19 protein-coding genes and 7 pseudogenes are annotated in these 26,339 nt (G+C 58.3%); 18 read left to right on the plus strand and 8 right to left on the minus strand.

Annotated features, from left to right (window positions below):
• Position 1: 1 nt before the first annotated feature.
• The 6 genes and pseudogenes from purU to P6U16_RS26335 all read right to left on the minus strand — a co-directional run bounded on the left by purU (position 2) and on the right by P6U16_RS26335 (position 6,745).
• Positions 2–886, minus strand: a complete 885-nt coding sequence (gene purU / locus P6U16_RS26310; RefSeq protein ID WP_277704315.1) for a formyltetrahydrofolate deformylase — start codon at positions 884–886, stop codon at positions 2–4.
• 100 nt (positions 887–986) lie between these two features.
• Positions 987–2,069, minus strand: coding sequence for an ABC transporter permease (locus P6U16_RS26315; protein WP_277704316.1), 1,083 nt, complete (start codon positions 2,067–2,069; stop codon positions 987–989).
• Positions 2,070–2,090: 21 nt separating this feature from the next.
• Complete coding sequence (locus P6U16_RS26320) at positions 2,091–3,644, minus strand: sugar ABC transporter ATP-binding protein (RefSeq protein ID WP_277704317.1); 1,554 nt, start codon at positions 3,642–3,644, stop codon at positions 2,091–2,093.
• Between the two features lie 66 nt (positions 3,645–3,710).
• A pseudogene (locus tag P6U16_RS26325) lies at positions 3,711–4,633 on the minus strand (sugar ABC transporter substrate-binding protein).
• A gap of 116 nt (positions 4,634–4,749) precedes the next feature.
• Positions 4,750–5,562 carry a TIM barrel protein gene (locus P6U16_RS26330; protein WP_277704318.1) on the minus strand — a complete coding sequence of 271 codons (813 nt, stop codon included), beginning with the start codon at positions 5,560–5,562 and terminating at the stop codon, positions 4,750–4,752.
• Positions 5,563–5,714: 152 nt separating this feature from the next.
• A pseudogene (locus P6U16_RS26335) lies at positions 5,715–6,745 on the minus strand (LacI family DNA-binding transcriptional regulator).
• 155 nt (positions 6,746–6,900) lie between these two features.
• Between P6U16_RS26335 and P6U16_RS26340 the strand changes: the two are divergent.
• From P6U16_RS26340 to iolG, 5 genes and pseudogenes are all read left to right on the plus strand, one after another.
• Positions 6,901–7,989: pseudogene (locus P6U16_RS26340) on the plus strand (fatty acid desaturase family protein).
• 41 nt (positions 7,990–8,030) lie between these two features.
• Positions 8,031–8,345 carry a MocE family 2Fe-2S type ferredoxin gene (locus P6U16_RS26345; RefSeq protein WP_277704319.1) on the plus strand — a complete coding sequence of 105 codons (315 nt, stop codon included), beginning with the start codon at positions 8,031–8,033 and terminating at the stop codon, positions 8,343–8,345.
• A 1-nt stretch (position 8,346) separates the two neighbouring features.
• Positions 8,347–9,566, plus strand: a pseudogene (locus tag P6U16_RS26350) (FAD-dependent oxidoreductase).
• Between the two features lie 24 nt (positions 9,567–9,590).
• The gene (locus P6U16_RS26355; protein ID WP_277704320.1) at positions 9,591–10,385 is read left to right on the plus strand and encodes a 3-methyl-2-oxobutanoate hydroxymethyltransferase; all 795 of its coding nucleotides are present in this window, start codon (positions 9,591–9,593) and stop codon (positions 10,383–10,385) included.
• 22 nt (positions 10,386–10,407) lie between these two features.
• Positions 10,408–11,403 carry an inositol 2-dehydrogenase gene (iolG, locus tag P6U16_RS26360; RefSeq protein ID WP_277704321.1) on the plus strand — a complete coding sequence of 332 codons (996 nt, stop codon included), beginning with the start codon at positions 10,408–10,410 and terminating at the stop codon, positions 11,401–11,403.
• Positions 11,404–11,866: 463 nt separating this feature from the next.
• On the opposite strand, the gene P6U16_RS26365 is transcribed toward iolG, so the two are convergent.
• A complete protein-coding gene (locus tag P6U16_RS26365) occupies positions 11,867–12,820 on the minus strand; it encodes a LysR family transcriptional regulator (protein WP_277704322.1) in 954 nt (317 codons plus the stop codon).
• Between the two features lie 103 nt (positions 12,821–12,923).
• Between P6U16_RS26365 and P6U16_RS26370 the strand changes: the two are divergent.
• The 7 genes and pseudogenes from P6U16_RS26370 (at position 12,924) to P6U16_RS26400 (ending at position 18,593) form a co-directional block, all read left to right on the plus strand.
• Positions 12,924–14,026, plus strand: a pseudogene (locus P6U16_RS26370) (alkene reductase).
• A 71-nt stretch (positions 14,027–14,097) separates the two neighbouring features.
• Positions 14,098–14,595 carry a nuclear transport factor 2 family protein gene (locus P6U16_RS26375; RefSeq protein ID WP_277704323.1) on the plus strand — a complete coding sequence of 166 codons (498 nt, stop codon included), beginning with the start codon at positions 14,098–14,100 and terminating at the stop codon, positions 14,593–14,595.
• Between the two features lie 242 nt (positions 14,596–14,837).
• A pseudogene (locus P6U16_RS26380) lies at positions 14,838–15,036 on the plus strand (hypothetical protein); the annotation flags it as partial.
• A gap of 9 nt (positions 15,037–15,045) precedes the next feature.
• Positions 15,046–16,065, plus strand: coding sequence for an alpha/beta hydrolase (locus P6U16_RS26385; protein WP_277704834.1), 1,020 nt, complete (start codon positions 15,046–15,048; stop codon positions 16,063–16,065).
• Between the two features lie 240 nt (positions 16,066–16,305).
• Entirely contained in the window at positions 16,306–17,454 is a 1,149-nt protein-coding gene (locus P6U16_RS26390; protein WP_277704324.1) for an NADH:flavin oxidoreductase/NADH oxidase, read from the plus strand.
• 48 nt (positions 17,455–17,502) lie between these two features.
• A complete protein-coding gene (locus P6U16_RS26395) occupies positions 17,503–17,886 on the plus strand; it encodes a nuclear transport factor 2 family protein (protein ID WP_277704835.1) in 384 nt (127 codons plus the stop codon).
• Between the two features lie 62 nt (positions 17,887–17,948).
• Entirely contained in the window at positions 17,949–18,593 is a 645-nt protein-coding gene (locus tag P6U16_RS26400; RefSeq protein ID WP_277704325.1) for an SDR family oxidoreductase, read from the plus strand.
• 102 nt (positions 18,594–18,695) lie between these two features.
• Here the strand turns inward: P6U16_RS26400 and P6U16_RS26405 are convergent, their stop codons facing one another.
• A complete protein-coding gene (locus P6U16_RS26405) occupies positions 18,696–19,589 on the minus strand; it encodes a LysR substrate-binding domain-containing protein (RefSeq protein ID WP_277704326.1) in 894 nt (297 codons plus the stop codon).
• Positions 19,590–19,689: 100 nt separating this feature from the next.
• Between P6U16_RS26405 and P6U16_RS26410 the strand changes: the two are divergent.
• From P6U16_RS26410 to P6U16_RS26435, 6 genes and pseudogenes are all read left to right on the plus strand, one after another.
• Positions 19,690–20,909: pseudogene (locus P6U16_RS26410) on the plus strand (pyridoxal phosphate-dependent aminotransferase).
• A gap of 22 nt (positions 20,910–20,931) precedes the next feature.
• Positions 20,932–21,717 (plus strand): SDR family oxidoreductase, encoded by a 786-nt coding sequence (locus P6U16_RS26415; protein WP_277704327.1) that lies wholly within the window; start codon positions 20,932–20,934, stop codon positions 21,715–21,717.
• 27 nt (positions 21,718–21,744) lie between these two features.
• Positions 21,745–22,455 carry a ribonuclease activity regulator RraA gene (locus tag P6U16_RS26420; RefSeq protein ID WP_277704328.1) on the plus strand — a complete coding sequence of 237 codons (711 nt, stop codon included), beginning with the start codon at positions 21,745–21,747 and terminating at the stop codon, positions 22,453–22,455.
• A 505-nt stretch (positions 22,456–22,960) separates the two neighbouring features.
• A complete protein-coding gene (locus P6U16_RS26425; RefSeq protein WP_277704329.1) occupies positions 22,961–23,248 on the plus strand; it encodes an integration host factor subunit beta in 288 nt (95 codons plus the stop codon).
• 306 nt (positions 23,249–23,554) lie between these two features.
• Positions 23,555–25,654: a methyl-accepting chemotaxis protein gene (locus P6U16_RS26430; RefSeq protein ID WP_277704330.1), complete on the plus strand. Its 2,100-nt coding sequence runs from the start codon at positions 23,555–23,557 to the stop codon at positions 25,652–25,654.
• Positions 25,654–26,136, plus strand: coding sequence for a chemotaxis protein CheW (locus tag P6U16_RS26435; protein WP_277704331.1), 483 nt, complete (start codon positions 25,654–25,656; stop codon positions 26,134–26,136). The genes P6U16_RS26430 and P6U16_RS26435 overlap by 1 nt, the downstream gene beginning before the upstream one ends.
• Positions 26,137–26,339 lie beyond the last annotated feature (203 nt).

The following is a 26,339-nucleotide window of genomic DNA, read 5'->3' on the forward strand; positions in this document are numbered from 1 at the left end:
ATCAACCCATGCGCTCGGATGCGTAGGAACCGGGGCTCGCCGGGAAGACGACGGTGCGGTTGCCGTTAATGAAGGTGCGGTGGTGAATATGCGCGTGGATAGCACGTGCCAGCACCTGGCTTTCGACATCGCGGCCGATCGAGATGTAATCTTCCGAAGACTGGGCATGGGTGATGCGGGCGACGTCCTGCTCAAGGATCGGGCCTTCGTCGAGATCGGCGGTGACGTAATGCGCCGTTGCGCCGATCAGCTTCACGCCGCGCTCGAAGGCTTGCTTATAAGGGTTGGCGCCCTTGAACGACGGCAGGAAGGAATGATGAATATTGATGATCTTCCCCGACATCTTCTGACACATGGAATCCGACAGGATTTGCATGTAGCGAGCGAGCACGATCAGTTCCGTACCGGTCTGCTCGACGAGGTCCATGATGCGGGCTTCGGCTTGCGCTTTGTTGGCTTTGGTCACCGGAATATGGTGGAACGGAATGTCATGATTGACGACAACCTTCTGGTAGTCGAAGTGGTTGGAGACGACACCGACGATCTCGATCGGCAGGGCGCCGATCTTCCAGCGATAGAGCAGGTCATTGAGGCAGTGGCCGAAGCGAGACACCATCAGCGTCACTTTCATCCGGTGGGCGCTGTCATGGATCTTGGCGGCCATTCCGAACTTTTCGGCAATGGGCGCAAAGCCCTGTTCGAGCTCGGCGCGGCTGGTGCCTTCTTCCGAAATGAACGAAATGCGCATGAAGAACATGCCGGTTTCAAGATCGTCAAACTGCGAAGAGTCGACAATGTTGCAGCCTTTGCCGGCAAGGTAACCAGAGATCGCAGCAACGATGCCGCGGGTAGAAATACAGGATACGGTCAATACGAAAGGCTTCATGATCTTCTCACGATAGGGCATTGGCTGGGGGCGATAGGAAGAGGTGAGGCGGTGTGGGTTCCTGCGAACCACACACCGCCTCCGCGCCTGGGAGGAGATTTCAGGCGCGGGATTTCTTGCGCTGGCGGTGCATGTCGATAACGACTGCGGCAACGATGATCGCACCCTTGACGATCTCCTGGTAGTAGGCGCCTACCTTGAGAAAGGTGAAGCCGGAGGTTACGACCCCAAGGATGATCGTGCCAATTACGGTTCCAGTGATCCGGCCAATGCCACCGGAAAGCGACGCCCCGCCGATAACTGCAGCAGCGATCGCGTCGAGTTCAAAGGAGATGCCCATGTTGGGCTGTCCAGACTGGGCGCGTGCGGCGAGCATGACGCCGGCGAGCCCGGATAGTAGGCCCGCGACCGCATAGACCTTGATCAAGTGCTTGCCAATATCGATGCCCGAGACACGTGCGGCCTGACTGTTTGCGCCGATCGCATAGGTGAACTTGCCATAGCGGGTATAGGACAAGGCGATGTGGAAGATGATGGCAACTATGAAGAAGACGATGACGGTCCGCGGAACCGGAAAGCCCCATAGGTCAAAGCTCTGGCCGAGCCAGGCGAAGTCCTGGTTGAGCAGCGCGACCGGCTGACCCTCAGTATACCATTTGGCCAGGCCGCGGACCGAAACCATCATGCCGAGCGTGGCGATAAAGGGTGGAATGCCTGTTTTGGCGATCAGCAGACCGTTCAGATAGCCAAGCAATGCACCGAGCAAAAGACCAACCAATATAGGCCATAGCGGGCTTGAATCGATGAACCAGTCAAGGCCGAAGGCGGCATATTCCGGTTGCAGAAAAACAGCGCGGGCATTCATCGACGTTTGGGCGAAGCTCGCAGCCACCATGGCGATCAAGCCGACCATGGAGCCGGACGAAAGATCGACGCCACCGGTGATGATGACCTGGGTTACCCCAACCGCAATGATGCCCGTAACGGCGACCTGCAGGACGATGATCGACAGGCGTTGCTTGTTGGCGAGAAAGCTTTCGCCCACAACGTACCAGCCGAGCACCTCGAAGATGATGGCAATCCCGATCAGAACGGCGAGGATCGAGAATTCCGGCGGCAGGCGTCGGACCTTTTTCAGGCCTGTCTTGGACGTCTCGCCGAGTTCATTGGTAGCATCTGACATAATTTCCTCCCGGCTGTGTCGTCAGCGCGACGCCAGCTCCATGATTTTCACTTGGTCGGCCTCGGCCCGATCAAGGATGCCGGTGACCCGTCCTTCATGCAGCACGACAATACGGTCGCTCATGCCTAGCACTTCCGGCATCTCCGAAGAGATCATGATGATTGCTACACCTTGGCCGGCGAGCTGCGAGATCAGGCGGTGAATTTCGGCCTTCGCGCCGACATCGATGCCGCGCGTTGGCTCGTCGAGTATCAGAACCTTCGGATTGGTCATCAACCAGCGACAGATCAGCACCTTCTGCTGGTTGCCGCCTGACAAGTTGATGATCGGCTCGGCCATATCAGGCGTGCGCACGCGCAAGCGATTAGCCATGTCGGTCGCCTCTTTTCGAAGCCTGTCCTGTTGCACGAAGCCAAGCCTTGAATAGCCCTGCTGGAGCACTGCCATCTGGGCGTTTTCCTGAATGTCGAGCAGTAGGAAACAACCTGTCTCCTTGCGGTCCTCCGTTAGGAAGGCCATGCCGTGGCTCATGGCAATGGACGGCGACGAGACGGAGACCACTTCGCCGAACAGCTCGATCGTGCCGGCATCGGCAGGCGTCACGCCGAAGATTGTCTCAGCGACATTCGAGCGGCCCGAGCCGACAAGCCCTGCAAAGCCGAGGATTTCACCCGCACGAACATCGAAGGACACATCGCGGAAAACGCCGTTCAGCGTCAAGTTTTTTGCCGATAACACGACCTCGCCGATCGGCGCGGTTTCCTTCGGAAACATCTGGGTGATTTCGCGGCCAACCATCATGCGGATGATGTCGTCGCGGGTCACTTCGGTCGAATTGCAGGTGGCGATATACTTGCCGTCGCGGAAGACGGAGACCTCGTCGGCAATCTCGAAAAGTTCGTTCATCTTGTGGGTGATGTAAATGATGCCCTTACCCTCTTCGCGCAGAGAGCGGATGATCCTAAAGAGGTGGTTCACTTCCCTGTCAGTGAGGGCGGATGTCGGTTCGTCCATGATCAAGACGTCGGAATTGAAGGAAACGGCCTTGGCGATCTCGACCATCTGGCGGGTCGCAACGCTGAGCTTTCCGACCTTGACCTCCGGATCGATCGTGATGTCCAGGCGTTGAAACAGCGCTTTGGTGCGGCGATTCATCTCCTTGTGGTCGACGAGGCCGAAGCGGCCGATCGGCTCGCGCCCGATCCAGATGTTCTCCGACACAGTCATTGGCGCCATCAGGTTTAACTCCTGATGGATCATGGCGATGCCGTTCTGTAGAGCATCAAGCGGGTTCTTTAGGCGGATCTCCGTGCCACGCAGGCGAAAGCTGCCGCTGTCGGGCGTATAGATTCCGGCCAGGATCTTCATAAGCGTGGATTTGCCGGCGCCATTCTCCCCCATCAGGGCATGCACAGTTCCGCGGCGAAGCTTCAACTGGACATTGTCGAGCGCGACGACGCCAGGAAATTCCTTGCGGACATCCGTGACCTCGAAAAGGTATTCACTCTGTGGAACGGCTCCACTCTGTCTGACTGCCAGCATTGTCTGCGGGCTGATCGCCTGTGATCGCGCCATGTCTGCTCCTCCCCGAATGACTGATCCGCCACCACCTCGATGGTGGCGGATCCTTTGGGCGCCTGATCAGTTCTTGGTCACGAACTGGTCCATATTGGCCGGTGTCACCAGCTGAAAGGAATCCAGACCTTGGCATCAACCTTCTCGCCCTTGGCGAGCTTGATTGCCGCATCGACAGCGCCGGCACCCTGCCCGAAGGCATCCTGAAATACGGTGACGTCGAGGTCACCGGCCTTCATATAGGCAAGCGCTTCCTGGGTGGCGTCGATACCAGCCACGACCACATCATCCATGCTCCAGCCAGCGGACTTCATCGCATTGATCGCGCCGATTGCCATGTTGTCATTGTTGGCGATGACGGCAGCTGGCTTGTGGCCGGCAGCGATCCAGTTGGTCATCAGGTCCTGTGCCTTGACCGGGTCCCATACGGCTGTCTGTTCATCGAGAATTTTCATGCCCGCGCATTCCGGCGTGGCGATGACGTCATGGATGTCCTTGGTGCGCTGAACGGCGGCCTGGTTGGCGAGGTCGCCGACCATGACGAGGATGTCGCCCTTGCCGCCGAGGATGCGGCAGACTTCCTTGGTTTCCAGCGTGCCGGATTCTACTTCATCCGATGCGACGAAGGCGCCCTTTGGGCCGAGTGCATCGACGTCAGCCGGCTGACGGTTAACGTAGACGATCGGAATGCCGGCGTCGTTGGCAAGCTTGGTCATCGTCGCGGTTGCCGATGTGTCAACGGCGTTGACGATGATCGCGTCGACTTTCGAGGCGATGAAGTTCTGGATCTGCGACAGCTGCTTCTGCACGTCGTCATCGGCAATTTCGATCTGGACGGGCTGGCTCGCGTCACCAGCAGACTTTTCAATGCCCTTGCGCAGCACTGTAAGGAAGGTGTCCGAGTTAGCCATGGACACGCCGATATTGCCGGCCATAGCGCTCGACGCCATTAGGACGCCCAAGAGGGCACCTGCTACGAGTTTCTTCATCTTTCGTCCTCCACTTCTGTTGTTCGGTGCCCGGCAACACCCCAAAAAGGCCGGTCCGCCTCCTCCCCGGAGGCAATTCGCCGCGCAGCAACGACTTTTGGCCGCGCGGGATCAGGTCAAAGCTTGTCCCGCACGAAGTTCATGCTGTCGCGGATCATGCCTGCGACATCTGACGTTGCGTGAACCGAGGGCGAGAAAGGCTCGAAAGAAAATGGGCCGGCGTAACCCTTCGCGATCAAGGCTTGGATCTGTGTGACATTGGAAAGGCGATCATGCTGCGTCACCATCACCCGGTGCCCGTCGCGCATGTCGGCAATGCTAACAGCCTGGTCATCGACGCCGGAAATATGGACCAGCCCGGTCATGGCGGGGAACATGTCCGGCTCGCCCGCAAGCACGTGGTGAAATGTGTCGTGTACAAGCCGAAACTGATCAATGCCGTCTATCGCGGCAATCGCATCGGCGGCTTCTTTCTTGGAGCGCAGCGAGCAGATCTGGAAGCCCAGTGGTTCCACCAAGCCAATGATGCCGGCCGCCTGAAGGATCGGCTTCAGGCCCTTTAGCGCAAGGCGTAGATTGCCCTGCCGTTCGCCTTCGAGTTTGCCAGAACCATCGTTGACGGGAACCAGCACCAAGGCCTTGGCGCCGCAGGCGGCGGCATAGGCGACAAGGCTCTTCGCCTCCTCTTCCCTGGTGGGCGTCCATTCATTGAATCGCTGCAGGGCGTTGATCGAAATGATTTCGATACCCTGGTCAACTGCCAGTTCGCCAACGGCCTCCGGTGGCGTGCCGTCGAGGATTGCGTTACCGGAAAGATCGTTACGGATCTCGAACTGCTGTATGCCCAAAGCTTTGCCGAGCTCGAAAAACGCGCCAAGCAGCATCTGTGGCGCAACCATGTGGTTGAGCGCGAAAGTGGGCGCAGCCATGAAATTCTCCCCAATGATGCGGGACGCTGTTCCTCCAGTCCCGTGCACCGAAATCATCAGGTTTCATGACATTCGTCAAAGAGGAAATGAGTGATTCAATCTCATTTGTGATAGAATTTGCGAAATGACATGATTGAATTCCATCTTTCCGCTCAGATATTCTCAGGGACATACAGCTCGAGCGGCAAGAATGTCTGCCCAGGTGCGGTCGCTGGACCATCATCGACGGCGGTTACCATCAGTTGCACGAGTTCGCGGCAAAGGTTCTGCAGCGGGGTCGCAATGACGAGCGTGACGATCTCGTCAGCCAGCGCCGCGCGTGACACCGGCGTGAGCTCGTTTACCACAATGACGTGTTTACCGCCGAGATTTTCTTCTCGAATGGCCGAGATCGCACCTTCCATGCCGCCACCTGCAACATAAAACCCGATAAGATCCGGATGGCGATGCAAGAGGTTGAGGGTCGCTTCGTGCGTAATCTGTACAGTCTCCAGGTTGACCAAGGTGTCGAGAACCTCAAAATCCGGCGCATGCTCGCGGAAATAGGAGCGAAAGCCGATTTCGCGCAGTTCGTGACCATGGAACCGGTGACTGCCGACGAAGACGGCAACCTTGCCCGGTCTTCTTGCCGCTTTTGCGATCATCCAAGCCGCGGTACGACCGGCCTTTCTGTTATTAAGTCCGACATAGCCTTCCCGTATTCCAGAGGCAAAATCGGACAGAAGAGAAAAGACCGGAACCCCTTCGTCTTCAATTCCTCCACCACAACTGACATTGCCGGATAGTCCGGTCCGGTCATCGCAATGGCCTGGTTCTTGCCGCCCATTTGGCGGAGTTTGTCGGCGAGTTCCGCCGGGGTCTGGTTAGTGCAGAAATCAATCTGCGCCGTCCCCCTGATGCCGGGATGGTTCTGCACAGCGTGCTCCAATTCGCGCGCAACGGCCTGATAGAAATGATGGTTTGGCTTTTGAAGTACAAACCCAAGCCGGTAGTGAGGTAATCCCTCGAATACCCGCTGTCGCAGCAGGCCCACTGCGTGAAAGCCAATTTCGTTGGCCGCATCATAAACGCGCCGAGCAGTGTCTTCACGCACCTTGTGGCGGCCGTTTAAGACCCGGTCAACGGTAGCAACGCTGACTTTCGCAGCCTTTGCGAGGTCGGAGATTGTGGGACGGGAAGCCATGGTATCTCTCTTGTGATGTAAAGCTTGCAATTTGTAGAGACACTATGATGGTAAATGATAGAATATATCAAGTGCCCATTGAGCTCTGCGAAATCCGAGGTATTCCTTCGTCCAGAAGATTGGCCCGGTCATGCCGGGACAGGTAGGAGGAAGTCATGGCAATGGCCGCTGGCAAAAGAGACTACAGCCTTGTCGGACGGGATGCACAGGCGGCGATTGCCAACGGCTTGTCCGCTGCGGAATGGTATCACACCGACATCCCGCGCAAGCAGATGAAGGAATTGATGAAGCGGGAGGACGGCCCGGCTATTCGCGATACAGCGATCTGGCTCGGCTCAATGCTCGTGTTCGCAGGGCTCGGCATCTATTTCTGGGGCAGCCTCTGGGCAATTCCTTTTTCCTCGCCTACGGCGTGCTCTACGGCTCGGCCTCTGACAGTCGCTGGCACGAGTGCAGCCACGGGACGGCCTTCAAGACGATGTGGATGAACACTACCGTCTATCAAATTGCCTGCTTCATGATCATGCGCAACCCGGTAACCTGGCGCTGGAGCCATACCCGCCATCATACCGATACCGTGATCGTCGGGCGTGATCCGGAAATTGCCGTGATGCGGCCGCCGGATCTCGTTCGGCTGATCCTCAATTTTTTGGTTTGCTCGATGCCTGGCATGCCATGATTGACATGGTTCGCAACGCTTCCGGCGTCATGAGTGCGGAAGAGAAGACGTTTGTTCCCGCAACGGAGCAGCCGAAGGCAATCCGCGTCGCGCGCATCTGGCTTGCCATCTACGTGGCAACGATTGCGCTGGCCGTTGCCATGGGGTCGATCCTGCCGCTGATGCTGATCGGCCTGCCTCGTCTTTATGGGGCTTGGCACCATGTCATGACCGGCCTGTTGCAGCATGGCGGTCTTGCCGACAACGTCATCGATCATCGGCTGAACAGCCGGACCGTCTACATGAACCCTATCAGCCGTTTCATCTACTGGAACATGAACTACCATATAGAGCACCATATGTTCCCGATGGTGCCCTATCATACGCTGCCGAAGCTGCATGCGATGATCAAGGACGACTTGCCAGAGCCGAACCCGTCGATCCTTCACGGCTATCGCGAGATGTTGCCCGCCTTCCTGCGCCAGTTGCGCAACGAGGATTATTTCCTCAAGCGCGAGCTTCCCCGACGGCCAAGCCCTATCGCGAAGACTTCCACAACGATGCGATGGCACGGGCCGCCGAATAGACGACGGACCAACAACAAGACTAAATGGGGAAGAGAAACCGATGAGCATCTGGATCGACGTGTGCGACAAGGACGAGATCGACGAAGAGGATGTCATCCGCTTCGATCATGATGGCAAGAGTTATGCCATTTACCGGAGCCCGCAAGATAGCTTTCACGCAACGGATGGCCACTGCACCCATGAACAGGTGCACTTGGCTGACGGTCTGGTGATGGAGGACATTATCGAGTGTCCGAAACACAATGGTCGCTTCAACTACAAGACAGGCGAAGCCAAGGGTGCCCCCGTTTGCATCAACCTCAAGACCTATCCGGTCAAAGTGGACGGCGAGCGTGTCCTGATCCAGGTAGGCTGAGATGGTCGATCGGGGTTTGGTGATCGTGGGCGCCGGTGAGGCCGGGGTCCGGGCGGCATTCGCGTTGCGAGAGCAAGGCTATCAGGGGTCAGTCACGCTGATCGGCGAAGAACCGCATCTTCCCTATGAGCGCCCGCCCTTGTCCAAGGTCGGTTCACACAGTGACACCGGGCGGGCCATTGTGGCCGAGGAACGTTTCGCCGGAGCCGGGATCACCTTCCGCCGCGGGTTGCGCGCGCTCCAGTTGAAGCCCTCTGAGCACCGGCTGGAACTGGAGGGCGGAGAAAATCTCCTTTACGACCGGCTCCTTCTCGCGACCGGCGCCACGCCGCGCCAATTGCCGGGGCTGCCACCCAACGAACGCATCCATGTCCTGCGCACGGTCGAACACGCGGGCTCCATCCGTCGGTGCATGGGGCCGGGACGACACGTCGCCATCCTCGGCGGTGGCTTTATCGGCCTCGAGCTCGCAGCTATGGGCCGGTCGCTCGGGGTGGAAGTGACTTTGGTCGAGGTTCAACCACGCGTCTTGATGCGTGGCGTACCGGAAAAGTTAGCGCTGGCGCTTCAAGCCCGTCATGCCGCCGAAGGTGTGACGTTAATCTGTGGCGTACCGATCAATGCGATCGAAGCCGGTGAACGCGCCGTAAGCCTGGCATTTGCAGATGGCAAGTCTATCGAGGCCGATGCTCTCGTCGTCGGCATCGGCTCACAGCCGAATACCGCATTGGCGGATGCGGCAGGGCTCTTTCTGGAGAACGGCATCTCCGTGGATGCGTATCTGCGCACCAGTGATCCGGACATATTCGCTGCCGGTGACTGCTGCTCGTTTCCGCTCAGTGTTTACGGAGGCAGGCGGGTGCGGCTCGAATCCTGGCGTAATGCGCAAGACCAGGAGCCGCGGCCGCCGCCAATATGCTCGGTCGTGAAGAGGCGTTTGTCGCCATCCCCTGGTTTTGGTCAGATCAGTATGACCTGACACTACAGGTCGCCGGTCTCGCCGACGGCGCTGTGCGGGAGATCACTCGAACGCTCTCCCCGGATGCAGCAATCCTCTTCCATCTTAATTCCGAGGGCCAGTTGCTTGCCGCCAGCGGCCTTGGGCCAGGCGGTGCGGTCGCCCGCGACATCCGCGTCGCCGAAATGCTGATCGCCAAAGCTGCGCGCCCCGATCCGGCGGCGCTTGCTGATCCTGCCGTAAAACTGAAATCCCTGTTGTGAGCGCTTGGCGCTAAAGGATGACCGATGAAATCTAACCGTCCCACCGTCGCCGACATTCTGGCACTCAAAGGCAAGCGCCAACTCAGCATGCTCCGGGTCGTGACGCTCCAAGAGGCTGAAGCCGCGGAGAAGGCCGGCATTGAGATGGTTTCCGTTCCGCCGGCCCTGCTCGGGCCCGCGTTCCGTGAAGCGGCGCCGAGCGTTTTTGCCTTGCCTGGCCTCGAATATGGCGACTACGTCACTGCCGAGGAATATCTTCGGGCAGCTTTTCAGGCGATGCGCGCTGGCGGCGACGCCGTCTATTGTGCTGCGAGCCTCGCGATCATCCGCAGGCTGCGGGACGAGGGCATCCCGGTCTGCAGCCATGTCGGTCTCATTCCCTCCAAGGCGACTTGGACCGGCGGCTTCAAGGCCGTCGGCAAGACTGCTGACAGCGCGATGATGATCTGGAACGCTGTGCAGGCGCTGGAGGAGGCGGGTGCGTTCGCCGCCGAGATTGAGGTGGTCCCGGCCGATGTCGCGGCGTTGATCAGCGCAAACACCTCTATGTTCATGATCTCGATGGGAGCGGGGCCTGGTTGCGACGCGCAGTATCTCTTTGCCGATGACGTGCTCGGCCAAACCCGCGGGCATACGCCCCGCCACGCCAAGACCTATCGCAATTTGGCAGCGGAGTTCGACCGGCTGCAGCAGGAGCGCATTGCCGCCTTCGGGGAGTTTCGCCAGGACGTCGAGAGCGGAGCGTATCCGGCGGAACGGCACAATGTCGGCATGGCGGCGGACGAACTCGTCCGCTTTCGCACCATGATCAACGTCTAACAGAGACACAGGGGACAATAGAATGACAGTCAATTTCGCCCTTCTGGGCGCGGGCCGCATCGGCCGAGTCCATGCCAAGGCCGTCACCGCCAACCCCGACGCGCGGCTCGTCGCAGTGGCCGACGCATTCCCGGCTGCCGCCCAGTCGATTGCGGCTCAGTATGGTGTCGAGATCCGCTCGATCGAGGAGATCGAAATCGCCAAGGATATCCATGCTGTGATCATCTGCACGCCGACGGATACCCATGCTGACCTTATCGAACGGTTTGCCAGAGCCGGCAAGGCGATCTTCTGCGAAAAGCCGATCGATCTCGATGTCGAACGGGTAAAAGCCTGCATAGCCGTCGTCAAGCAGACCGGTGCCAAGCTTATGGTCGGCTTCAACCGACGCTTCGATCCTCATTTCATGGCTGTGAAAAATGCGATCGACGACGGTCGGATCGGAAAGGTCGAGATGATCACGATTACGTCACGTGACCCCGGTCCGCCTTCCATGGACTATATCGGCCGTTCTGGGGGCATCTTCCGCGACATGACGATCCACGATTTCGACATGGCCCGCTTCCTGCTCGATGGCGAAGCAATCAGCTCTGTCTCGGCTCATGCCGCAGTTCTCGTCGATCCTGCGATTGGCGCCGCGGGCGACTATGACAGCGCGACCGTTATCCTAGAGACCGCAATCGGTCGCCAGGCAGTCATCTCGAACTCCCGCCGCGCCACCTACGGCTACGATCAACGCATCGAGGTGCATGGCTCCAAGGGCTCGGCGTCCGCCGAGAACCAGCGGCCGATCTCGATCGAGGTCGCGACGTCTGAGGGCTACACCCGACCCCCTCTGCATGACTTTTTCATGACTCGATACACAGACGCCTATGCCAACGAGATTGCAGGCTTCATCGCGGCCATTGAAAGCGGAGCCGCCATTTCCCCGAGCGGGGAGGACGGTTTGCACGCTTTGCAGCTCGCGGACGCAGCTCTGGATAGCGTTCGGTTGGGAAAGCGCGTCAGCCTGGGGTGAGAGACTTTGTCTGTAGCTGCCGGTCGTATCATCGATGCGGGGCTTGCAATTTCCGTTCCGATCGTGATGCGAAAATGATTTCCTTCGACAATGAGTCGATGCGAACATAACTTTCGTGGAACCGCTTTGCGGCTCCAAAGCGGTAATCCCATGCCGACCTTATTTGTCGGCTTCGGAACTGGCTGCACAAAAGAGCAGCCAGTCTACCTTCGGCACCGGTTCAGTCGCTCGCGCCAGGTTAAGGCGCCAACCTTGCCTAGAAAATCTGTGACAGAGCAAAAAGTGTCCGGTCGTCAGTCCGAACCCGTGTCAAGGCGCGCAAGTCCCATCATTAGCTGCAAAGCGGTACTGCGCAACTCGCTCATCACTTGACTAGCGCTGCCAACCCGTCATGGCGTTCGCGGAACCCACCAGCTGGATCTATGCTCCGCACGCGGTTCGATTGAAAGATCATGCCCTCGCCTTACGCTGCATTCGCATTCAGCATGAAATCAACGAACGCGCGAAGCTTTCCCGGCATATGTTTGCGATGTGGATAATACAGATGAAACGCATCGTCCATCCCGCTGTGCTGCTTCAGAATCCGCCGCAATTGGCCGCCGGTTAGCTCCTGTTTCGCAAACTGCTCGAATACGAAACCGATGCCTTGCCCCTGAACGGCCGCGTCCACGACAGACCTCATTTCGTCGAGTAAAAGACGCCCCTGCACGTCGATTTGAGTTATTTGACCTTCTGAATCGAACTTCCATTCAAACCACCGGCCTCCCACGGAATAGCGTTGCCGAATGCAGTTGTGGTTCAGCAGATCATCAATGGTCTTGGGCTCCTTTCGATTTTGAAAATAGTCTGGGGCGGCTACCACGATTCTTTTCTGTACCGATCCCAGCTGCCTGGCCACCATATCGTTCTGCACTCTCTTGCCCATCCGTATGCCGATGTCGAAGCCGGCATTGACGATGTCGCCGAGCACGTTATCCAACGAGATCTCGACATTGATCAGAGGAAAAGTCGCCAGAAAGGCATCTATGTGGGGTTCGATCAACATACGGTATGCGACATATGAAGAATTGACGCGCACGGTGCCAGACGGCTGATCAGTTGCCAGCAAAGCTTCTGACAAGGAGTCTCGGATCAGTGCAAGCGCGGGTGCCATTTTTGAATTCAGTGACGAGCCCGCCTCGGTCAGGCTGACGCTGCGCGTGGTGCGGTTGAATAACCGAACATTCAATTGTGCTTCCATGGCTTTGATGGTGCGTGATACTGCAGTGGGCGTGACGTCCAATTCTGCTGCCGCTCGGGCAAAGTTCAAATGCCGGGCCGCCGCTTCGAACGTCAAAAGCCCCGGAAGGTGTACCGGTAGCGAGGAGGGCACCACTGCCGCACGGCCGGAATCCTGGATTATGATCTTTTTGTTCATACTGTATGGCCGCTTCTGATTATTTACGTCATTATCGCGGATCTCTATACTGCAGCCCTGACACAAATTCATCATGAAACTTGGTTGTCGCAGGGAATAAGAAATGACGCTCAGCAGTTCTTTCAGCGATCTTTTTTCGCCAATGGAGATGGGTGCGTTGAGGCTCGCAAACCGCATCGTCATGGCGCCGCTCACACGCAGTCGCATGGGCAACGATGGCGTGCCGAATGAAATGCACGCCCGCTACTACGCACAGCGGGCCAGCGCGGGCTTGATCATCAGCGAGGCGGCCAACATCTCCGCGCAGGGACGTGGCTATGCGTTGACACCGGGCATCTGGACGGAAGAACAGGTAGCAGGCTGGAAAAAGTGACCGATGCTGTGCACGCAGCCGGCGGCCTGATCGTATGCCAGCTGTGGCATGTGGGCCGTTTCTCGCATGTGGACCTGCAGCCGGACGGCGGCGCCCCGGTGGCACCCTCTGCGATCCGGGCAGAAGGGCAGACTTATACCGAAAACGGGATGTTGGATGTCTCGATGCCGCGGGCACTGGAAACGTCCGAGATTTCCGGCATCATCCAGCAATATCGGCACGCTGCGGAATGCGCACACCGCGCCGGTTTCGATGGCGTCGAAGTGCATTCCGCCAACAGCTATTTGCTGGACCAGTTCCTGCGCGATTCGACCAACCAGCGTGACGACGAATACGGCGGCAATATCGAAAATCGCAGCCGGCTCACGTTGGAAGTTACTGCGGCGGTCGTGGAGGTCTGGGGTCACAACCGCGTTGGTATTCGACTTTCTCCGGTGACGCCGGACGCTGGTAACACGCCGCTCGACAGCCAGGTCATGCAGACATATGGCCATTTGATCAAGCAGCTGAACCGCTTCTATTTGGCGTATATGCACTTTGTCGAGGGCGCCACGGCCACCTCGCGGTCCGTGCCCGACGGCGTGGACCTCGACGCTTTGCGCGCACTGTTTAAAGGCGCTTACATCGGCAACAACAACTACGACCTCAACCTCGCGGTGAACCGCCGCGCGGAAGGTAAGGTCGATGCCGTCGCCTTTGGTCGTCCATTCATAGCCAATCCCGATCTGGTCCGTCGCTTGAAAGAGGGCGCTGACTTGGCTGTAGCCCCGCGTGAAACCTATTACGGCAACGGTGCCAACGGTTACACCGACTGGCCTGTGCTGGCGGGCTGAGCAGGTTTGTTGCCGACACAGTATCAACGTGGAATCGAAGAGTCGTGGCGACTCTTACCAGGAGTAATCGAGTGAAGACGACTTTCATCAAGACTTTGATTTTCGCAGCAATCGCTGTCGGAATGTTCACAACCGCCCAGGCCGCAGACTCGCCAACCCGGCCAATAGCCAACCAAGGAAAAACCATGAGCAACCCGACCTACGTGCACGATTACCAAGCCATCTCTGAAGTGCTGAACAAGTACATCGAAGGCTGCAAGCAAGCCAAGAGCAGCATCATGAAATCCGCTTTCCACCCCCAGGCAACGATGTACAGCGTGGGCCCGGATGGCAAGCTCACCGGCGGTGCAATTCCGATCCTGTTCGAGGGGATCGACAAGGGTTTCCGCCCGTCTCCCGACGCGACGGCCGCGATAACCCGCATCGAGATCGTCGGTACGGCGGCTAGCGCCCGCATCGACGCCAACGACATGTCAGGCATCTCGTTCACCGACTTCTTCCATCTGCTGAAGGTCGACGGCCAGTGGACGGTGGTCAACAAGATTTTCCAGACGCACGTGGCGCCTTAACCAACCATATGCGCAACTCCATCCAAGACCCGCGACTGAGCCAGCCTGCCGGTTGACCCAGTCCAGTGGGAAGGGCGCCCTGGATCGCCGATGGTAGTGCGCGCCTACCAACAAATGTAGCGGCGGATATGACGGTAGCTTCTGGAATCGCATACATCTGCCGCTAGAGATCTCTCACGATCTGCGCGGAATCTGGCCGAAGGATGAGCCGCATGGAGCCGCTTTCAGTAGGAAGGTGCTTCTTGTTCAGCGTTGATGCCGACTGAAAGCTTTTGGGCCAAGCCATTCACAATCTGTTCGACGGTACAGGCACTGATCTTCGTCCGTCGCCTGAAGCTCAAGGCGTCATTGTCCGCATCGAGATCGTTGGCACCGCTGCAAGCCCGCATCGATACCGACGACGTCTCTGGCTCCTGCTTCACATTCACTCACTCGCTAAAAGGAAATATCATGAAACCTCTCACCTCCGCGGTCGCCCTGTCCGCCTTGGCCCTGGCGGTTGGTAACGCTTCTGCGGCCGACCGGCCGGGCGTCGAACGCAATGTTGCAGAATTCCTGCAATCCCTTGAAGGTGGCAAGACGCTCGACACCATGACGCCTGTCGAGGCCCGCGCGGCGCTGGCGGGTGCCCAGGCTGCGCCCGAAGTTGCCTTGCCGGCGGCTGACGTCAGCGAGAAGACGATCCACGTCAATGGCAGCGACCTGAAGCTGACGATCGTTCGTCCAGCCGGCAGCAGACAGGAGACCTTGCCTGCGTTCATGTACTTCCACGGCGGTGGCTGGGTGCTGGGCGACTTCCCGACCCACGAACGGCTGGTGCGTGACCTGGTGGCGGGCTCGGGTGCGGTGGCGGTCTTCGTCAATTACACCCTGTCGCCTGAGGCAGGATACGGCGTTGCGGTCGAACAAGGCTATGCTGCGACGAAATGGGTGGCAGAGCATGGCAAGGAGCTAAACGTCGATGGCAAGCGCCTCGCCGTAGCTGGGAACAGCGCAGGCGGCAACCTGGCCGCCGTGGTTGCCTTGATGGCGAGTGAAAAGGGCGCACCTGCACTACGTTCGCAAGTGTTGCTGTGTCCCGTCACGGATGCAAACTTCGACACGCCGTCGTACAAGGAGTTCGCCAACGGCTACTTCCTGACCAAGGACTTGATGGTGTGGTTCTGGGATCATTACACGACCGATGTCGATGCACGCAAGATGATCTACGCTTCGCCGCTGCAGGCGACGACCAAGCAGCTTCAGGGCCTGCCGCCGACACTGATCCAAACCGCCGAATTCGACGTCCTGCGCGATGAAGCCGAGGCTTATGCCCGCAAGCTCGACGCTGCGGGTGTGCATGTGAAGTCGGTCCGCTACAACGGCATGATTCACGATTTTGGGCTGTCGAATGCGTTCAGCCATCTGCCGGCGCCCCGCGGCGCGATCGCGCAGGCATCGCAAGAACTCAAGATTAACCTGAGCGAATAATTTCAAAGGCATGTAATCCGCAGCTTTTGGCAAAGGTGCGGGACTTCATGATTAAAACACCGATGCGCTGGAGAACGCGCATCGGCTAGAGATGTGAGGGCATAAACTCCTCGCTGAAATTCGATTTGTTCATGATGATCTTCTTGCCTCAAATTTAGGAAAGAAGGTGTCTACAAATCACGGGGCTATTCACTCGGTCAGCGACCTTAGCACTTAAAATCAGAAACAGTCTGGAATCGAATGTCTAAGTTATTTGAAAAATTGAGCCTGCGTGGCGTCACTTTGCGCAACCGTCTGGTCGTCTCCCCGATGTGCCAGTACCAGGCGATTGATGGGTATGTGAATGACTACCACCTCATCCACTATGGCAAATTTGCCCTGGGCGGCTTTGGCATGGTGATGGTCGAAGCAACAGGCGTTTCGCCCGAAGGACGGATCACCCATGGCGACCTTGGTCTCTGGGACGATGCGCATATCGAAGGCATGTCGCGCGTCGGTGCTGCCATCAAGAAATTCGGTGCAATTGCCGGTATCCAGATCGGTCATGCTGGGCCCAAAGCATCGCTCTTGCGTCCATGGGATGGCAATTCTCCTATTCTGGAAGCGCCCATGCATGCGGGCGAAGAGCGGTGGCCCACTGTTTCTCCAAGTGGCGAGCCAATGGAAGAGGGCTGGCCGGATACGACAGCCCTTGACGACGATGGCATGGCCAAGGTGCGCGCGGATTTCGCCAATGCTGCACGCCGGGCTCTGACTGCCGGGTTTGATGTTCTGGAGCTCCATTGTGCCCATGGCTTCCTCCTGAGTTCGTTTCTCTCGCCTCTCACCAACAGGCGCGCCGACGAGTACGGTGGGAGCCTTGCCAATCGCATGCGTCTTCCTCTGGAAATCGCGCGCGAACTGCGTGAAATCTGGCCCGAGGACAAGCCGCTTTTCGTGCGCATCTCTGCGGTCGACGGTAGCCGCGAAGGCTGGACCATTGACGATTCCGTCGCATTTGCGCGCGAACTCAAAAGCATTGGCGTCGATGTGATCGACAACTCGTCGGGCGGGTTTGACGTCTTCGACTATCCCATGGGTTACGGCTTCCAGGTGCCATTCGCCGCGAAAGTGCGCGACGGGGCCGAAATCAAGACTATGGCCGTCGGGCTTATTCTCGATCCGCACCAAGCCGAGGCCATCGTCGCCAATGGCGAGGCAGATCTGGTCGCCGTGGGCCATGCGGCGCTAAACAATCCCAACTTCGCTTTCCATGCCCAACAGGCTCTGGACGCGGCGGCCCCCGATGCTCCGTTCTCCAATTGGCCACCCCAACTTGGCTGGTGGCTCGATAACCGGGCGAAGCGTCTGGCAAAGCTCGGCCCGCTGGCGCCTAGCAAGGCTGCATAAACCGTCGAATATCCAATTCGACGCCACTTAATCACACTGAAGGAGATTATCTTGAAACCCACATTTGTTGACGACTACGCCGCGATCACCGAGACCCTGAACAAATACAATCAGGGTGTTGCCAAGGCCGACAGCTCCATCATGAAGCCCGCCTTTGCCGCAGAAGCCACCATTTTCAGTTCCAAGGATGGTGCGCTGAACGGCGGCGCGATCTCTGGCCTGTTCGAAGGCATTGATACCGCGTTCAAGGCAACCCCGGAAAGCCGTTATGCGATCGCTTACATCGACATTACCGGGACGGCGGCCAGCGCGCGCGTCGATACTAACGATTCCTCGGACGGCCAGTGCTTTACGGACTACTTCCACCTTCTCAAAATCAAGGGAATATGGACCATTCTGAGCAAGGTTTTTCACTCCCACCCATCCGCCTGACCTCACCAATTGACCGGATGCGGGCAATCGCTGTCCGCATCCCATTTTTCAAGGAAAGAGACATGGCTAAAGTTTTCATCGTCGGCGGCGCCGGCAAAATCGCAATCCGGCTTTCTAAAATCCTCGCTGAGCGGGGCCACGCGCCATCTGCTTTGCACCGCAAACCCGAACAGGCGGCAACCATCACAGCCCAAGGCGCCGCGCCGGTGCTGGGCGACCTGACCAAACTTACCGTCGATGAGCTTGCAGGCAAAATAGCCGGAAGCGACGTTGTTGTATTCTCCGCTGGTGCTGGTGGCGCTGGATTGGAGGTAACAAACGCAATTGACGGGAAAGGCCTGGAACTTGCGGTCGACGCGGCACAGAAGGCCGGCGTAAAGCGATTTTTGCTTGTCTCGGTATTTCCTGATGCACTCCGCGATGATGAGCGCAACACGGGCTTCGAGAATTACATACGGGTCAAAAAGCAGTCGGACGTCTATCTCGCGGCTTCAGCGCTCGATTGGGTCATCGTTCGTCCGGGCACACTGACTGACGACACCGGAACTGGCCTTATCAGCGCAGGTGCCGCCATTCCCTACGGCGAAGTGACGAGGGACGACGTGGCCGCTTTCCTAGCCGAGCTCGTTGATCATCCTGCGACAAACAATGTGATCCTGGAATTGACGTCGGGCAGCACACCTATTCAAGCAGTGATGCTGAGGTAATAAATGCGTCTCGGCCTTCAATAGGGAGCATCCACTGCATCAATTCAGTCGTGGATAGATAGAAAACGCTGATGATGTCGTAGTGACTTTCGACAGTCAGCTTTACCCCGTCGTAAAGCCGAGGTTTTTCGCTTTTGCCGCGGCACGGGCCTCTTCCGCGAAAGCCTTGACGAGACGCTCGTTCAACGTCAGGCGCGGGAAAATAATGCCGACGGCCCGGAAAGGGCCTCCCTTTAGCGCTATCCTTCGCAGGGACAGCCCCTCCGGCCATGGCGGCAGCCAGTCCGGCACGACGGAGACCCCAAGGCCCCGGTTCACCAGCACCGCGATCGCTTCGAGTGAGTCGAGTTCGTATTTTTCCTGCAGGTTGAGCTTCAGCCCTTTGAGATACACCTCACCCGGTCGCCCGCCCCAGTGCTTGCGATCGTAGCGGATGAACGGCGACCGCTTCAGGAGCGCGACAGGATCGTCCTCGGTCTCGTCGATACTGCAGAGGACGACTAAAGGATCCTTGCGTAGTTCGTGCCAGGCAAATTCCTTGGGGATGGCGAAGGGAGGTTCGACAAGGATTGCTGCGTCCAGGTTGCCGTCGACCATCTGCTGGAACAGGTCCGATGACTGCCCCGGTTGCACCTCGACCTGTATCCCCGGCCGTTTCTCCTTCATCAAGATCAGGATTTCCGGAAGCAGCCCCGTCGTCATCGAGTGGATGATGCCGACGCGCACCTTGCCGATTTCGTCGTTCCGGTTCGCAAGGCTTGGCATGCTTTCGGCCATTTCGACGATCCGCCTCGCTGTTTCGACGACGGCCATTCCCGCTTCGGTCGGGCGCATGGAGTGTCCGGCCCTCTTTACCAGCGGCGCTCCGACCTCATCTGCCAATGCCCGCAATCTTTGCACGACGGCAGAGGGCGTCAGATTTTCTTTCCGCGCGGCGGCAGCGATGGAGTTCCCGTCGATCACTAGGAGCAGGGTCTTCAGGAAGCGGGTCTCCATTGTTAAGACTTTCTGCTTTTCGAGAACATGAAAGCGTATGTTTTCTTACGTTGGTCCACGTGTCAATCTCCCTCAAGGAATCCAACTAAGGGAACAATCGATGACCGTCCAGTTTCAGCAGGAGAGCCTCTCCGGGCGTCTGAAAACCGTCAAGCCATCGCCGACGATCGCAATCACGCGGCTGGCGACCGAGCTTCGTCGCGGCGGTGCGGACATTATCGCGTTGTCCCAGGGCGAGCCCGATTTCGACACGCCGGATCACATCAAGGCGGCAGCGAAAAAGGCCATCGACGACGGCGCCACCAAATATACCGACGTGGATGGTATACCGGAGCTGAAGCGCGCGATCGTTCAGAAATTCAGGAACGAGAACGGTCTCGACTACGAAACGACCAACATCTCGGTCGGAACCGGCGGCAAGCAGGTCATCTTCAATGCCTTTTCCGCCACGCTCGACGCGGGCGACGAAGTCATCATTCCGGCACCCTACTGGGTGTCCTATCCCGACATAGTGCTTTTGACTGGCGGCGTGCCGGTCGCCGTCGCCTGCGGCGAGGAAAGCGGCTTCAAGCTGACAGCCTCGGCGCTCGAGGCGGCGATCACGCCGCGCACCAAGTGGCTGGTCCTGAACTCGCCGAGCAACCCAACGGGTGCCGGCTACTCCGCCGCCGAACTCAAGGCCATCGCCGAGGTTCTTCTGCGCCATCCACGCGTTCTGGTGCTGACGGACGACATGTACGAGCACATCCGCTACGACGGGTGGGAATTCTCCACCATCGCCGCGGTCGAGCCGCGTCTTCACGAGCGCGTTCTCACCTGCAACGGCGTCTCCAAGGCCTATGCGATGACCGGCTGGCGCATCGGCTATGCGGGCGGCCCCGCCGCCCTGATCCGGGCGATGGCCACCATCCAGTCGCAGAGCACGACCAACCCGAGTTCGATCTCGCAGGCCGCCGCCGTCGCGGCCCTGACCGGCCCCTCGACTTCCTCGCCGCGCGCAATGCCATCTTCCAGGAGCGGCGCGATCTGTGCCTGGCCTCGTTCAATGCGACGCCCGGCCTCACCTGCCGGACGCCCAACGGCGCCTTCTACCTGTTTCCGTCCTGCGCGGGACTGATCGGCAAGACGACGCCCGATGGAAAGGTCATCGCGAGCGACGTGGACTTTGCCACCTACCTGCTGGAATCGGTCGGCGTCGCTGTCGTGCCGGGCTCAGCCTTCGGTCTCGGACCCTATTTCCGCATTTCGTTTGCGACCTCCACGGAGCGGCTTCGCGCGGCATGCACACGCATTGGCGACGCCTGCGCGTCGCTTCGGTAACCTCAGCTAAGGATTGACGACGATGGATTTGGGAATCTCTGGAAAATGCGCCCTGGTTCTGTGTGCCGGCGGCGGCCTCGGCGGCGCAATCGCGCAAACGCTGGCAGGCGAAGGTGCGAAGGTCGCCGTTGCCGATATCGACGTGGCTGCTGCGGAAAAGACCGTGGCTTCCATCGCATTGGCGGGCGGCGAGGCCTTTTCGATCAAATGGGACATCGGTGATCTCACTGTGCTTGAGGGCAATGTCGCGCAGATCGAGGCGCGGTACGGAAATATCGCCATTCTCGTCAACAATACGGGCGGCCCTCCGCCGACACCGGTGTCCGGCCAGAGCCCGGAACAGTGGTCCCAATTCTTCCAGTCGATGGTCCTGTCGGTCATCGCGCTCACCGACCGGGTTCTTCCCGGCATGAAGAGCGCCGGCTGGGGCCGCGTCATTACCTCGACGTCGTCCGGTATCGTGGCGCCGATACCCAATCTCGGCCTGTCGAACGCGCTTCGCTCCACCCTCGTCGGCTGGTCGAAGACGCTCGCGAAAGAGATAGGCGGCTCCGGCATCACCGCTAACATCGTCCTGCCCGGACGCATCGCCACGGCGCGCATCACCTTCCTCGATGAGCAGAAGGCCAAGCGCGAAGGTCGCTCGGTCGAGGAAGTCGCCACCGAAAGCACCGCCTCCATCCCCGTCGGCCGCTACGGAAAACCGCAGGAATACGGCGACGTGGTCGCGTTTCTCGCCAGCGAGCGGGCCTCGTTCCTTACCGGAAGCGTGATCCGCGTCGACGGCGGCATGATTGCAAGCATCTGATAAACATTAGAGATCAAAGGAAAACCAATGGCTACCGATGCAGACATCAAAAACATCCTGGCAGGCGTCACGACCGCGACGCTGACGACGATCCTGTTGAAGAAGGGTCTGCGCAATGTCTGGATGCGCGGCGCACTGCCGATCAAGCCGGGGCAGGGCCGCATCATCGGCCGCGCCTTCACGCTGCGGTTCGTTCCCGCCCGCGAGGATCTGGCCACGCCGGAATCCTGGTCGTCGCCGAAATCCACCCGTGCCGCGATCGAGGCGATGCCGGATGGCTGCATCGCGGTCGTCGACGCAATGGGCATCACCGATGCCGGCATCTTCGGCGATATCTTGTGCGCCCGCATGGCGAAGCGCAATGTCGCGGCGCTCGTCACCGACGGTGTCATCCGCGATCTCGACGGCGTTCTGGGCACGGGCCTGCCCGTCTGGTGCGCCGGCGTCGCGGCCCCGCCGTCCGTCGCCGGCCTCACCTTTGTTGACTGGGACCAGCCGGTCGGCTGCGGCGGCGTCGCCATCTTCCCGAACGATCTCATCGTGGTCGACAATGACGGCGGCGTCGTGATCCCGGCGGCCCTCATCGACGACATCCTCGAACTTGCGCCCGAACAGGAACGCCTCGAGGGCTGGATCATGCAGGAGGTCAATAAGGGCGCAGCGTTGCCGGGTCTTTATCCCGCCAACGCCGAGAACAAGGCGCGCTATGAAGAATGGAAGAAACGGTCGGGCCACTGATCGCACTATCCACGAGCGCGCTATCGTGTGCTGCGGGAAAATCTGACGGATATTTGTATCACACGCCGCGCCCTCCATCGGCGCGGCGTGTGATTGTTCTTGAAAGGGGCCGCTCTCCGGCCGCCTTGGGCGTAACCCGGTCATTTTCTGAATCTGGAAGTTCCATAAATAGGCGTTATCCCACGAAGTATGTCTTTTCAGACACTTAAGCTATCTGACCAACCTGTCGCCGGTTCGATTCCTATCAAGGCGTGTGCGATAACGCCGTCTCCTTTGTGATCTTGATGAACAGCGTGTGCTGCGCCGGATCGGGCTCACAAGACGGTGGTTGTTTGACGAGCTCGACGAACTACCCCGGCAGTTTCACGATTGCCCGCAACGGGAAGGTTTGGTCCTGCCGCAAAATCCCGCATCTTTTTGGAAAACCAGTTAAGTTTACAATGCCTCATGGCGGTCTATTGTTAAGTCAGTAGTGACGTCGCTTCAACATCTGGTATAGGCCAAAATGATAAGATCAGAACTCGTTCATAGTATCGCCTCACGCAACCCTCACCTTTACCGCAGTGACGTCGAACGGATCGTTGACACCATTTTCGAGGAAATTACAGAAACGTTGGAGCAAGGCGGAAGGGTTGAGCTGCGCGGTTTCGGGATTTTCTCCATCAGACATCGGCCATCCAGATCGGGGCGAAACCCGATGAATGGCCACGCAGTCTTTGTAGAGGAAAAGTGGGTGCCCTTTTTCAAGGCCGGAAAAGACATGCAGGAACGTTTGGATTCTGAACAACGGTAGATCGGGTCGCGAGTTGGCTACGAACTCACAAACAGTTTTGCTGACTTCGATGACGTGTGATGCGCTAGTCATGACGCATTGCCTCCGCAGCCGGCAGAGTTGCGCTACGCTTTTAATTCACTTTTTTGCGCGGACCCCGCGATTTTTCGCATGCGCGAGAAAAATTGTGCAGATCACATCGCACAGTGGATTACGTCGAATTGAAAAAGAGGGTCGAATTGAGCTGATATTCAACAGCATAGGACTTAGTCTGGAGCAGAATAAGAACCGAGAATAGCTGGCAAGCGATTCGAATGTTTAAATGAAATGAAAGCTTTTCGTTTAACATTGGATGTGACTGAAAGTACGAAATTGGTGCGAAGATGTATTTCCACCATCCCGGCTCATAAGCAGAATGATTTTGCCAAACGGGTTGTGTTTGCGCCGCCGGGCCTCGGTCCGGCGATGGGAGGATCTATGGCTCGCCCGAAAATCAAAACTGCACTGGTGGGAATGCTGATCGCGGTCAGCATTATATTCGGTGGCTTTGCGTTCTATTCCATAAATCGCCTGGAAGTCGTCAACAGATACGTCAGCGATCTGGCAACCGACTGGATGCCAAATCTCGCCTTGGCCAAGAATATGGCCGCCGACTTGACCACTCTGCGCGTTGTGTACCGTGACCACCTTCTTTCCGTGGATGACGCCGGGAGGGAACGCGCGGAGATCCGAATAAAGCAGACCGGCGAGGCTTTTCTTGCGCACTTGGTTGCCTACGAAAACAGTGGCATCAATCAGGGCCAGGTCAATGTCACCACTCAAATCAGGGCGGAGCTGGAGAGCTACAACACTGTCGGCGAGCGCGTCCTCACCGCCTCCCGCACGGGCAAGACCGATGAAGCCAAGCAAATACTTTGGTTGGAACTGGCGCCTCTGGGCGACAAGATCGTCAAGCAGGTGAGCACTCTTGTCGAGACAGCCGAAGCCGGGGCAATGGAGACCTACTCGAGCAGCCAAGTCATCCACGACACAGCTCTGGTCATGACGTTGATCGCCATCGGCTTGTGTGCCGTGGCGATTGGCGGTTCGATCTGGTTTGCCGTGGCGGGCATTGCCAGGCCGATCCAGACCATCACCGCCTCCATGAAGACGCTGGCTGCAGGTGATTCAAAATCTGCGATCCCCTATAATGGACGCTCTGATGAGATCGGTGAAATGGCCGCCGCTGTCGAAGTATTTCGCGCGAATGCTGTCGCCAATCTGCGCCTTGAGCAGGAAGCCCATACGCAGCGAAACCAGGCTGAACAAGAACAGCGCAAGGTCGCCGAGATCGAGCGGATAAAGGCCGAGGCAATGGCTCAGGCAACATCGGGTCTGGCCGCGGGTTTGAAGCATCTCGCCAGCGGAGACCTTACCTTCCAACTCTCTGAGCCCTTCGCTTCCGATTTCGAGAGCCTTCGATCGGACTTCAACGCGGCGGTTGGACAGCTTGCCGAAACGCTGGGCTCTGTCGCTCAATCAACAGGATCCATTGACAGCGGCACAAGAGAAATCAGCCAGAGTGCAGAAGACCTGTCAAAGCGGACCGAGCAGCAGGCCGCGGCGCTGGAGGAAACTGCCGCAGCATTGGATCAGATCACTGTAAACGTCAGCAACTCCTCTAAACGCGCAGAGGAGGCGCGCATCGTTGCCGTCGAAGCCAATAAGAGTGCAGAGGGGTCTGGTAGGGTGGTTGCCGACGCTGTCAACGCCATGCAGAAGATCGAGCAGTCCTCAAACCAAATCGCCAGTATTATCGGCGTCATCGACGAGATTGCTTTCCAAACCAATCTGCTAGCCTTGAACGCAGGGGTCGAAGCGGCCCGTGCGGGAGATGCCGGAAAGGGCTTTGCTGTTGTGGCGCAGGAAGTGCGTGAACTGGCGCAGCGCTCGGCGAAAGCCGCAAAGGAAATCAAGGATCTCATCCGCAATTCCAGTGTGGAGGTTCAGAGTGGCGTCAAGCTTGTCAGCGAAACCGGTCAAGCGCTGAAGACGATTGAGGGTTATATCATCACGGTAAACCAGCATATGGATTCCATCGCCACGTCGGCGCGTGAACAGTCTATTGGCCTTGCTGAGGTGAATACGGCCGTCAACCAGATGGACCAGGTGACGCAGCAGAACGCCGCGATGGTTGAAGAAACCAACGCAGCCAGTGCCACGCTTGCCAATGAGGCCGGTCGACTGCGTGAACTGATCAGCCAGTTCCAACTCGGGGGACAACGCACGCCGCAAACGATGACCGCCAGAAAACCGGCAGGCCTGACGATCGCAAGCAATCAGTATAAGCCGGTCGTCGCGCCGGTGCGGCGGATGGCCAATTCGGTTGCCAAAGCGTTTGGCGGTGGTCAGGCGGCACGTGCGACCGACAACTGGGAGGAGTTCTGATGCACCCTGCTGCGGCTGCGGCAACAACAGGTGATCAGATGCTTGAAATCATCGCTTTCAAACTCAATCATCAGCAGTTCTGTCTCAGGACTGAAACCATCCGCGAAATTCGCGGGTGGACCCCTGCAACACCCATCCCCCATGCGCCAGTTTATGTCGTTGGAATGATGAACCTCCGTGGCCTCGTCATTCCTATTGTCGATCTTGCCCGTAAACTCGGCATGCCCGATGCCGTAACACAAGAGCGAAGTGCAATCGTTGTCGCCGAAGTCCATGGAATGAACTTGGGTCTTCTCGTGGATGAGGTGTCAGATATTCTGTCAGTTCGCTCCCAATCGGTGCAGCCCGTACCGAATATCCATATTGCCAGTGGTGTTTGCTATTCAGCGGGGATCATTGTCCAGGAAAGCGGCATGATCTGCTTGCTCGACTTGGAACAGACATTTAGAGACGACGATTCTGGCTCGCTCCTAGCTGCATGACTAACGGTGCATAGGCCTGAAGTGTTTGCGCTGCCGGCTCCAATCTCTTCAGGGCGCGCCAGTCACACAATTTGCTGCAAAGCGATACTCCGCAACTCGTTCTTCGTCAGCGCTGGCGACCCGTCATGGCTCTCGCGGAAGCCAGCTGGATCTACGCTCCGCGCGCGGCTTGGTTGAAAGATCATGCCCCTGCTTACGCTGCA

Origin of the sequence: Rhizobium sp. 32-5/1, from assembly GCF_029537235.1 — a bacterium.
Classification (GTDB): domain Bacteria; phylum Pseudomonadota; class Alphaproteobacteria; order Rhizobiales; family Rhizobiaceae; genus Pararhizobium.